Genomic DNA, 10,609 nt, shown 5'->3' with positions numbered 1-10,609 from the left:
GCCACTCGTCCACCACACCGCGCGGCCCGCCCGGCACCACCGGGGCGACGATCCGGCGTCCGGCCAGCCGGGCGGCCTTGCCGAGCAGCTCCAGCCACCGCACGCCACCGGCATCGTTGAAGCTGCCCAGCCCCACGTAGACCGGCGGCTCACCGACATCCAGGAACGACCGCAGCGGTTCGGACGGCGTCCACTCGGCGGGCGCGGGCCGGATCGCACCGGTCTGGACGCAGCTCGCCGGCCAGTCGGACGCCGGCGGGATCAGCACCGGGTCGGCGGCCAGCCAGATCGGGAAACGGTCCGCCGCCGCAGCCAGGCCGGAGGCGCCATACCGGCGCAGTCCGGCACGTTGCCGGAACACCCGGCCGGTGTTCCGGGACAACCCCTGCACGGTGTGCCAGTACCAGTCCACGAACCGCCGCCGAGCCCACCGCGGACCCCGCAGCCGGTCACCCTCCAGCTGACTCGCCGGCGACAACGTGGGCAGGACCGCGGTGTGCAGCACGGTCGCCATCCGGCAGCCACGATCCTCGACCAGGGCGAGCGCGGCGTCCCGGGAGGCGACCCCGGTCACCACCAGCGAACCCGGCGGCACCTCGTCCAGGGCGGACGCCAGCGGCGCGGCAAGCCCGGCCAGCCACCGGCCCAGCAGCGCCGGCTGCGCCAGCGGCGTCCGATAGGCGAAGCGGCCCAGCCAACTGCCGCCGAGCCGCGCCACCTCGTCCATCGCCGGACCGATGCCCCGGAACGCCGCCCCGTGCGAACGCACCAACGCCGCATAGTCGTCCACCGCGATCACCGTCGCCGGACGGCCCCGGGCCACCAGCGCACCGGCCAGCACCGCCATCGGCTCGACGTCGCCGCGCGAACCGATCGCCAGGAAGGTGACCGGCTGCGCGGTCACAGCAGCTGCATCGGGCTGATGATGTCGGCGACGATCAGCACCACGCCGGTGAGCAGCAGGAAAGCCCCCACGACGTACGCGACGGGCAGCAATTGGGCGGTGTCGAAAGGTCCCGGGTCGTCCCGGCCGAGCAGTTTGGCACCGGCCCGCCGGATCGCCTCCCACAGCGCGCCGGCGATGTGGCCGCCGTCCAGCGGCGGCAGCGGGACGAAGTTGAACAGGGCCAGGAACAGGTTGACCGCGGCCAGCAGCGAGCCGAACAGGACCAGCTTGTCGGTGCTGTCGATGGTGTCGCTGGCGGCCACCTCGCCCGCGGCCCGGCTGGCGCCGACGATGCTCAGCGGCCCGTAGATGTCGCGCGGCTTGCCCTGGATCAGGTCGACCGCGACGTTGTACACCTTGACCGGGAACTGCGCGATGGCCACCACGCTCTGCTCGGTGAGCTGCCACATCTGCGCCACCACATCCCCGGGGCCGCCCTTGACCAGCACCGAGGTCGGGGTGATGCCGAACCAGCCGGCCGGGATGCGCTTGCCCGGGTCGAGCTTGTCGGGCACACCGGTGACCACGGTGCGCACCGGGGTCAGCGGCGTCCGGACGCCGTCGCGGTCGACGACCAGCCGGGCCTCGCCGTCCAGGTTGGCCCGGATCAGGTCGGTCAGCTGTTCGTAGCTGCTGATCGCCACGCCGTTGAACTCGACGATGCGGTCGCCCGCCCGGATGCCCGACTTGGCCGCCGGCGTGTCCGGCACCACGCACTGTGCGGTGGGCTGGGTCTCGCGGATGATGCAGGACTGCACCTCGGCGACCACCGGCTGCGGCTGCCAGCTGCCGTGCAGGCCGAGGATCGACCAGAACAGCACGAAGGCGATCAGCAGGTTCATCGCCGGGCCGCCGGCCATCACGATCAGCTTCTGCCAGGTCTTCTTCTGGTAGAACAGCCGGTTGTTGGCGATGTCGTCGGGGGTGATCTCGGCCCATTCGTAGGCGCGGGCGGAGTCGGCGAACCGGGCCAGCCGAGTGTCCCGACGTCCCGGACGCGCCGGCGGGTACATGCCCATCAGCCGCACGTAGCCGCCGAGCGGGATCCATTTGACGCCGTACTCGGTTTCGCCCCGCGTGGTCGACCACAGGGTCGGGCCGAAGCCGACGAAGTACTTGGGCACCCGGATGCCGAACGCTTTCGCCGGCACCATGTGACCGATCTCGTGCAGCGCGATCGACACCAGGATGCAGGCGAAGAAGAGCAGGGCGAAGACGACGATGAGCACTCCGGTCACGCTCCCGCGGCGATCAGTTCGGCGGCTCGGGCGCGGCCCCAGGCGTCGGCGGCCAGGACGGCGTCCACGCTGAGCACCGCATCGGCGGGCTCGCTGAGATGTTCGTCGACGACCGCGGTGACCGTGTCGACGATGGCGAGGAAGCCGATCCGGCCGTCGCAGAAGGCGTCGACGCAGATCTCGTTGGCGGCGTTGTAGACGGCGGGCGCGGTGCCGCCGGCGTGGCCGCAGCGGCGGGCCAGCTCGACGGCCGGGAAGGCCTCGTCGTCCAGCGGTTCGAAGCGCCAGTCGATGCCGCGGCTCCAGTCGAAGCCTCGGGTGACGCCGGGTAGCCGGTCGGGCCAGTTGAGGGCGAGCGCGATGGGCAGCTTCATGTCGGGCGGCGAGCATTGCGCGATCGTCGATCCGTCGCAGAACTCGACCATCGAATGCACGTCGGAGGTGGGGTGCACCACCACCTGAATGGCGTCCAGGTCGACGCCGTAGAGCAGTCCTGCCTCGAGCAACTCCAGGCCCTTGTTGATCAGGGTGGCCGAGTTGATGGTGATGATCCGGCCCATGTTCCAGGTCGGGTGGGCCAGCGCCTGCTCGGGGGTGACCTCGGTGAGTTCGGCCCGGGTCCGGCCGCGGAACGGCCCCCCGGACGCGGTCAGGATCAGCCGGCGGACCTCCTCGGCCCGTCCGGCCCGCAGTGCCTGGGCGAACGCTGAATGTTCCGAATCGACGGCGACGATCTGGCCGGGCGCGGCCGCGGCGGTGACCAACTCGCCGCCGATCACCAGGGATTCCTTGTTGGCCAACGCCAAGGTCGTGCCTGCGGCCAGCGCGGCCAACGTCGGTTCCAGCCCGGCCGCTCCGGTGATCGCGTTGACCACCACGTCGCAGGGCAGCCCGGCGAGCCGCTGTGAGGCGTCCGGACCGGCCCAGACAGCGGTGCTCGAAGGGAGTCGTCCGTCGAGGGCTGCGGCAGCGGCCGGGGTCGGGACGGCGACCACGTCCGGGTGCCAGGTGTTCGCCTGGTCGACCAGCAGATCGAGGTTGCCACCGCCGGCCGACAGTCCGACGACGCGGAAGGCGTCGGGGTGGCCGGCGATCACCTCCAGGGTCTGGGTTCCGATCGATCCGGTACTACCCAGCAGGACGATGTCACGCACCGAGCCAGGCTACAGGCGACGGTCACGCGGCTTCGAACCTACCTCTTCGGCGTGCTTCCACCATGGTGGTGCCGGTAGCGGTGCGCAGGTATTGCCGACCCGCCGGTGATTTCCACAGGTATTCACCCGGGCCGATCATTTCGTAACGCCAGCCGGTGTGCGTTTTCAGCAAATGATGCAATCGACACAGGCAGGAAAGATTGTCGGTGGAGGTTTCGCCGCCGGAATCATAGGGCGTGATGTGATCGGCGTCATGACTGTAATTCCCGCTTGCCGGTCGTCGGATCGGGTGGGCAGCGCGGCCGCAATGCGGAAATACGCAGGTCCGGTCACGGAGCGCGATGTGTTCGCGCATCACGTCGGTCGGTTCGTAGCCGCGGGTCACGCGGGTGCCGCTCAGATCGATGACGGGACGGATGGTGATGCTGCCCGCAGCACCGCACCAACGGCGGATCTCGTCGATGGTGACCAGTTGGCCGGTGGTGCCCACCTCGACCAAGCCTCCGCAGCCGTTCGTGAGTTGGGCCGCGTCGAAGTGGAGATAGATCATGATCGGACGGCCGTGCCCCCGGAACGCACGAGCCCCGGAAGGCCGGCCGCTGATGCCGACGGCGGGCAACCCCACGGACGGAGTCTGCTCGGCGTCGTCGCCGAGGTTCGGTGCACCTGTGGAGGGCAGCCCTGCCGACGGCGCATATTCCGCATCGTCGCCGTGGGACTCCGCCCCTCCTCCACCGGGCAGCATGGACGATGCACTTGATGGGGCCGACGCGGCTGGGTTCTCGTCCCGAATACCATCGGCCTCGTCGTTGGAGTCATCGACACCGGTGCGGGCAGCCGGCATTCCGCAGTCGGGCAGTTCCGGCTGGCCGAGTGCGCGGCGAGCCATCACCCCTAGTGCCTGCGCCCTCCGCCGGTCCAGGTCGGCATCGCCGGTGTCGTCGGCGAGATCGGCCGCAATCTGCCGTAGGGCGGCGTCCAGATCGAGCGCGTCCGGGGTGTCGAGGCAGCCGTCGAGCCAACTGCGTCCGCTCGGATCCTCGGTGTCGGCACCTATCCGCACCCAGCGCTTCTCGGCGAGGTCGGTGAGCTTCTCGGGTTCGAATCGGGCCTGCGCAAGGAGCACCAGCCGTTTGATCGTCCGGACGCCGAGCTTGGCCCCGAGCAGTGCGGCCTGAGTGTCGAGCCAGCCGACCGCCTGGTCGCCGAGGCCTCGCGTGGCCTGGGCGAGCAGGCGCGCCTTCCACGCCGGCAGGTTCAGATCACCCACCTGACGCCAACAGCGCGGCAACCGGTCATGCAGGGCGACCGCGTCACCGATCAGTTGCCGGCCGGCGTTCGTGGAGACCCCATGCGCCGCGGCGAACTCGGCGATCGCCGCCACCGCAACACCGGTGGCATCGTCGATCAACGAATCGATCACCTTGTCGTAGGGCTGGGCGGCGATTCCGGGATACAGCCCCGCCCAGGTGACCGCGAGTTCCAGACGTCGAGCGGAGGCCGCACGTTCAGCGTGATCGCAGGCGGACAATTCGGCCAACACCGCTGTCGGTGTCACCATTTCCGCCGCCTGGATTCCCATACCCACAACATAGTGGGCCTCACTGACAGAAATCCGCACCCCAGGTGCACTGACAACAATCGGACAACACCTACGGAACCGTAAGGAAATCAGGACGAGACCGCCCGGACTTGCCCGCGCAGGTCGATCGCCATTTTCTGTACCTTCGCGAGGCTGCCAGCGACTACAGCGACATCACCCACAGGCCCAGGGTCGCGGCTGCGAGCCCGGCCAGCAGTCCCCCGCCGGCGTGCACCACGGCGGCGAGCGGGCGTCCGGCGCGGACCAGCCGGATGCCCTCGACGCTGGCGGTGCTGAACGTGGTGAACCCGCCCATGAAGCCGGTGCCGGCGATCGCCGCCCACTCCGGGGCACCGGTGTGGAACATCACGTAGCCGGTGATCAGGCCCAGCAGGCCCGAGCCGACGGTGTTGATGGTCAGCGTGCCGAGCGGCATCCGCAGCGAGTGCAGCCGGGCGATCGCGGCGTCCGACTGGAAGCGGGCAACCGCACCCAGACCGCCGGCCAGCGCAACCAGCAGGGCGATCATCGTGACCACCTCGCAGCCAGCCACATGCCGGCGAACGCCGCCGCCAGGCCCAGTACCACGCTGCCCAGCGCGTAGCCGATCCCGACGAACACCGCTGCGCCGCCCTCGCCGAACAGCCGGACGGTCTCCACCGCGAACGAGCTGTAGGTGGTGTAGCCGCCCATCACCCCGGTGCCCAGGCCGAGCCGCAGGTAGCGGCGTACCCCGGCGTCCGGGCCGCGACGGCTGAGGGTCTCCAGCAGCAGGCCGAGCAGCAACGAGCCGCTGACGTTGATCAGGAAGGTGGTCCACGGCCAGCCGCCGGGCTGGGCGGGGAACGCCGACTCCAGCGCGGCCCGGACGGCGGTGCCGAACGCGCCACCGACCAGGACCACCGTCGAAGACATGCCTCGGAACGGTTTCAGGCCCACGGCATCGGCGCCTTCCAGTCGACGACCGAGAGTGGCACCGCCAGCACCGGCCGGTGCTGATGCTGGGCGAGCTTCAGCGCCAGGGCGCCGTCCATGAACTCGCGCACCTTCGCCCCGTGCTCGGGGGCCCGGTTGCCGACCACGATCACGGCCGCGTCGACTGCGCGGGCGAGGTGTGTCAGCGAACGGTCCGGACGTCCGGCCAGATAGCGGAACTGCCAGGACAGATCCGAGCCGGCCAGCAGTCCGGCCAACTCGTCCTTGATCCGGGCCTCGACCCGCTGCCACGAATCATCGGCGGCGTCCGGATTGATGTCGCTGTGCTGCACCGTCCCGTCGGGGAACTCCCGCTCGGTGTACCGCTGTTCATCGACGTAGGCGAAGTACATGACGCCGCCGGTGGTGCGGGCCAGCGCCGCCGCGGTGAGCACCACCAACGGATCGCTGCCCGGCCGGACTCCGACCACAAGCGCCCCGCCGCCGAACGGTGTCATCCGCTCCGGGCTGGGCTGTGGGACCTGATGGAGCATCCCGGTCTCCTCTCATTCGGCTACACGCTAGTACTCGTTGCCGGCCGGGTCTCGACAAGCTCGACCAACGGTGGTCGCCCCGACAGCGGTCGGCACTAGGGTGATCCGGTGCGGATCGATCTGGAGTCACTGGATGCCTTCGACGCGCACCTGGCCTCCGGCGGCTCGCTGGCCGGGGTGTTCATCCAGTCGGTCGATCTGACCGGGCGCTCGACCGCGCTGCGGTCCACCGAGGTCAAGGGCGGGATCTTCCTGGGCTGCGCCCTTCGTCCCGCGGACGCCTCGAATCTGGCCCGGCGCGGTGCGCTGATCTTTCCGCGGCTGCCCGACCTGCCGTTCGACCCGTACCGGCCCGACCTGTACACCCCCGACGAGCTGTACGACCATCTCGCGGACGGCTACCCGGCCACCACCGATGCCGCCATCTTCGCCTGGCAGTCGGCGCAGCTGCGTCCCGGCGGATTGGCGGCCGACCTGGCCGCCGCTCTGCACGACCACGCGATCACCGAAGCCCTGCAGCAGACCCTGGCCGACGTCGAGTTGTCCCGGGTGGTCGGCATCATGGGCGGGCACGCCGAACGCCGCGGCTCCGGCCCCTACCGGGCCAGCGCCGAGCTGGCGCACCGGCTGGCCGATGAGGGCCACATCGTGCTCTCCGGCGGCGGCCCGGGCGCGATGGAGGCGGCCAACCTGGGTGCCTCCTTCGACGGAACGGACGCCGAACTGCAGGCCGCGATCGACGACCTGGCCACCGGAGCGCCCTGGTCGGTCGACATCACCGGCTGGGCCCGCTCGGCCCAGGCGGTGGCCCACCGGTATCGCTGTACCCGCTTGTCATTGGGCATTCCGACCTGGTTCTACGGGCACGAGCCGCCCAACCTGTTCGCCACCCGGATCGCCAAATTCTTCACCAACGCGCTGCGTGAGGACGTGCTGCTGCGGATGTGCCGCGGCGGCCTGGTCTACCTGCCGGGCGCGGCGGGCACCGTCCAAGAGGTGTTCCAGGCGGTCACCCCGAACTACTACGCCGCCGCGTCCGACCCGGTGGCGCCGCTGGTGCTGGTCGGTTCGGAGTACTGGACGGAAGTGCTGCCGGTCTGGCCGCTGCTGCACAGCCTCGCCACCGGACGCCGGATGGCCGACTTCATCCGGCTGGTGGATTCGACCGAGGAGGCGATCGAGGCGCTCAGTGCAGTCCGCCGCGCCGCGCCGCCACCAGCGCGCGGCTGAACCAGTCGGCGAACCGCCGCTGTCCTTCGGCGCCACGCACTCCCAGCCGTCCGGCGCGCTGTTCGGCGACGCTCTGCACCGCCGTGTAGGCGAGCAGACCCTCGGGGCCGTGCCGATAGCCGGTCCCCGAGTCACCCCGGACGCCCATGGTGGCGCCGACCGCGCCCCAGGAGGCGGCGAAGCTCTCGTTGATGCTGACGGTGCCGGTGCGCAGCAGCGGCGCCAACGCCCGCGCCGCCGTCCGGTCGCCGCTGACGATGGTGGCGTGCAGGCCGTAGTCGGAGTCGTTGATCAGGCGCACCGCGGCGTCGTCGTCGGCCACCCGGTACACGCTGACCACCGGGCCGAACGTTTCGGCGTCACGCAGGTCCATGGCGGCGCTGACGTTCTCGAGCACGGTCGGCTCGTAGACCCACGGCCCGATCTCGGGACGATGGCGGCCGCCGGTGAGCACCCGGGCACCGCGGCGACGGGCGTCCTCGACGTGGCCGATGACCCGCTCGAGTTGCTCCGGTCCGAACAGCGAACCCATGTCGTAGCCGTAGTCGAGGGCGACACCGAGCCGCAGCTCGGCGACCGCCGCCAGGAACAGTCGCAGAAACTCCTCGGCGATGTCCTTGTGCAGGATCAGCCGCTCGGTGTGGGTGCAGAGCTGCCCGGCTGCGGTGAAGACGCTGCGGCGGGCGATGTCGACCGCCAGCGGCAGGGCGGCGTCGGCGCGCACGTACAGGGCGTTCTTGCCGCCGAGTTCGAGGGAGCAGCCGACCATCCGTTCGGCCGCGACCGCCGCCACCGCGCGTCCGGTGCGGGTCGAGCCGGTGAAGCTGATGAAGTCGACGCAACGGACGACGGCGGCACCGATCGAATCGCCATCACCGACGACCACCTGCAGCACACCGGCCGGCAACCCGGCGGTGATCAGCTGCTGCACCCCCCACAGCACACACAGCGCGGTACGCGGATCGGGACGCAACAGCACCACGTTGCCGGCCAGCAAGGCGGTGATCGCCTCACCGAGCGACAGCGCGAACGGATAATTCCACGGCGTGACGACGCCCACCACGCCGCGCGGCAGCCGGGACTGGGTGGCGTGGCCGACGACCGGCAGCACCCCGCGACGGCGCCGCGGTTCGAGCAGCGCGGACGCGGTGCGCGCGTAGTAGCGCGCCACATTCGCCACCTCGGCGACCTCTTCGAAGGCGTCCGCCCTGGTCTTGCCGGTCTCCAGCTGGATCAGGTCGAGAATCTCTTCACGGCCGGCCAGCAGCCGGTCGTGGAAGGCCAGCACGATCGCCGCCCGGCGCCGCGGGCTCAGCTCACGCCACTGCCTGGCCGCCGACCGGGCGGTACCGACGGCGCCCGCCACATCGGCCCGCGACGATTGCGGGATCTGCGCCAGCGGACGTCCGGACAGCGGGCTGAGCACCGTCCGGCGTTCCGGTTGGGCGGCACACACCACCAGCGCGGTCAGCGCGGCGACCCGGGACGACGGGAGGACGAAGTCCGTCTCGGTGGCCGTCGCATGCATTGGCTCAATGTAGTCGCGCTCCGGCCTGATCCGAGCAGGATCCTCGGAATCCTTTTCGGCGGAACTGCTCCGCCCGGATCCGCCGATCCGGATCAACCGGCGGACGGATCGGGGACCGGCGCGGTGACCGCCTGCACCAGCCGATCGCTGAACGCCGCCACCACCGCGATGGTGATCAGCGCGCCCAGCAGCATCGCTGTCGCCTCACCCGGATCCAGGACGCCCATCGTCTTGCCCAGCGCTGCCGCCCCGACCGGGACGCCCAGCTGCGCCGACGTCGCGACAGCAATCGGCAACGGCTGCCGGGTGAAGGTCAACAGCCCGTGCGCCAGGACGGCGGCCGCCCCCAGCGCCACCCCGAGGCCGATCGCCTGCGGATCACCGGCCAAAGCCCGTAGATCCAGTGAACTGCCTAGCCAGACGAAGAAGATCGGTGCGAAGAAGCCTTCGGTGAGGGCGAACGTCTGGTTGGCGATCCGGCGCGGCTCGCCGGCCGCCGCCATCGCCAGGCCCATCGCGAAGCCGGCCAGCATCACCGAGACGTGCACGGTGGCGGCCAGCGCCGCCAGGGTGAACAGCATGGTGAGGGTGATCCGCAGCTCCATAGCCAGGCCGCGCTTCTCGCTCAACTCGTGCAGCTGGTCACGCCGTCCGGTGCGCTCGGACCAGCGTAGGAAGAGGAAGAAGACCGCTGCCACCGCCAGCACACCGAGGGCGCCCAGCCCGGCGATCAGAGCCTGCGACGGGTCGAGGACCAGCGGCAGCACCACGATGCAGGCGGCGTCAGCGATCGCGAGTTGGACGAGCATCTCGAGACCCGACCGGGCAGTGACCGCGGCGCCGCCCAGGGCGGGCATCACGATGCTCGCCGACGACGACGCGATCAGCACCGCGTAGAGCGGTCCGTGCCCGGTCCCCCAGAAGGACGCGATCAGCAGGCCCAGCGGTGCCGCGATCACGGCGACGCCCAGCGCCCGCAACAGGCCGTTGCGCAACCCGCTGCGCATCGCCGGCTGGCGCAGCGGCACATGGCTGCCGGCCACGAACATCACCAGGGCGAAGCCGATCTGCGCCATGAACGACAGCGTCGGATCGTCGGCGTCGATCACACCCGCACCGGTATGGCCGAGCGCGATGCCGACGGCGAGTTCACCGATGACGACCGGGATGTGCACCATCCGGTTCAGGCTGACCACCGGTCCGAGCATGGCGACGGCGCAGATCAGGGCCAGCACCGCCAACGTCACCGGCATACTGTAGGCCGACCTGCCCGGATCGGGGCCCGACAAGGAGAATGTCACAGTGGACGCGACACCCGAACCTCTCGTCCGCACCACCGCGGGCGCCGTCCGCGGCGTTCAGCGGCCCGGCTCGGTCGCCTTTCTGGGCATCCCTTTCGCCGAACCGCCGGTGGGCGAGCTGCGGTTCGCCGCGCCGCAGCCACGGGCGGCCTGGACGGGGG

Annotated in this window: 11 protein-coding genes; 2 read left to right on the top strand and 9 right to left on the bottom strand. The window is 70.6% G+C overall.

The window, feature by feature from the left end:
• From QM624_RS00845 to QM624_RS00815, 7 genes are all read right to left on the bottom strand, one after another.
• Positions 1-904 (bottom strand): hypothetical protein (locus QM624_RS00845; protein WP_415088176.1); only part of this gene is annotated, 904 nt, incomplete at its 3' end.
• Complete coding sequence (locus QM624_RS00840) at positions 901-2,184, bottom strand: M50 family metallopeptidase (protein ID WP_415088174.1); 1,284 nt, start codon at positions 2,182-2,184, stop codon at positions 901-903. The genes QM624_RS00840 and QM624_RS00845, both read right to left, overlap by 4 nt.
• The gene (dxr, locus tag QM624_RS00835) at positions 2,181-3,338 is read right to left on the bottom strand and encodes a 1-deoxy-D-xylulose-5-phosphate reductoisomerase (RefSeq protein WP_415088173.1); all 1,158 of its coding nucleotides are present in this window, start codon (positions 3,336-3,338) and stop codon (positions 2,181-2,183) included. Before dxr ends, QM624_RS00840 begins: the two co-directional genes overlap by 4 nt.
• A gap of 22 nt (positions 3,339-3,360) precedes the next feature.
• On the bottom strand, positions 3,361-4,899 hold the full coding sequence (locus QM624_RS00830; RefSeq protein ID WP_415088172.1) for an HNH endonuclease: 1,539 nt from the start codon (positions 4,897-4,899) through the stop codon (positions 3,361-3,363).
• Between the two features lie 184 nt (positions 4,900-5,083).
• The gene (locus tag QM624_RS00825) at positions 5,084-5,449 is read right to left on the bottom strand and encodes a fluoride efflux transporter FluC (protein WP_415088171.1); all 366 of its coding nucleotides are present in this window, start codon (positions 5,447-5,449) and stop codon (positions 5,084-5,086) included.
• On the bottom strand, positions 5,446-5,835 hold the full coding sequence (locus QM624_RS00820; RefSeq protein WP_298133416.1) for a fluoride efflux transporter FluC: 390 nt from the start codon (positions 5,833-5,835) through the stop codon (positions 5,446-5,448). The genes QM624_RS00825 and QM624_RS00820 overlap by 4 nt, the downstream gene beginning before the upstream one ends.
• Positions 5,836-5,849: 14 nt before the next feature.
• Positions 5,850-6,389: a universal stress protein gene (locus QM624_RS00815; protein ID WP_415088170.1), complete on the bottom strand. Its 540-nt coding sequence runs from the start codon at positions 6,387-6,389 to the stop codon at positions 5,850-5,852.
• A 108-nt stretch (positions 6,390-6,497) separates the two neighbouring features.
• Here QM624_RS00815 and QM624_RS00810 point away from each other — a divergent pair, with 108 nt between their 5' ends.
• Positions 6,498-7,619, top strand: a complete 1,122-nt coding sequence (locus QM624_RS00810) for an LOG family protein (protein WP_415088169.1) — start codon at positions 6,498-6,500, stop codon at positions 7,617-7,619.
• On the opposite strand, the gene QM624_RS00805 is transcribed toward QM624_RS00810, so the two are convergent.
• Together QM624_RS00805 and QM624_RS00800 are read right to left on the bottom strand one after the other, a co-directional pair.
• The gene (locus tag QM624_RS00805) at positions 7,576-9,147 is read right to left on the bottom strand and encodes a succinic semialdehyde dehydrogenase (protein ID WP_415088168.1); all 1,572 of its coding nucleotides are present in this window, start codon (positions 9,145-9,147) and stop codon (positions 7,576-7,578) included. The genes QM624_RS00810 and QM624_RS00805 overlap by 44 nt on opposite strands.
• Positions 9,148-9,239: 92 nt before the next feature.
• Complete coding sequence (locus QM624_RS00800) at positions 9,240-10,394, bottom strand: cation:proton antiporter (RefSeq protein WP_415088167.1); 1,155 nt, start codon at positions 10,392-10,394, stop codon at positions 9,240-9,242.
• 55 nt (positions 10,395-10,449) lie between these two features.
• Here QM624_RS00800 and QM624_RS00795 point away from each other — a divergent pair.
• On the top strand, positions 10,450-10,609 hold a 160-nt coding region (locus QM624_RS00795; protein ID WP_415088178.1), incomplete at its 3' end, for a carboxylesterase family protein.

It is taken from the genome of Micropruina sp., from assembly GCF_047606365.1.
Classification (GTDB): Bacteria; Actinomycetota; Actinomycetes; order Propionibacteriales; family Propionibacteriaceae; genus Micropruina.
The sequence above is the reverse complement of the archived record's forward strand: the minus strand, read 5'-3'. Positions and strand labels throughout refer to the sequence as shown.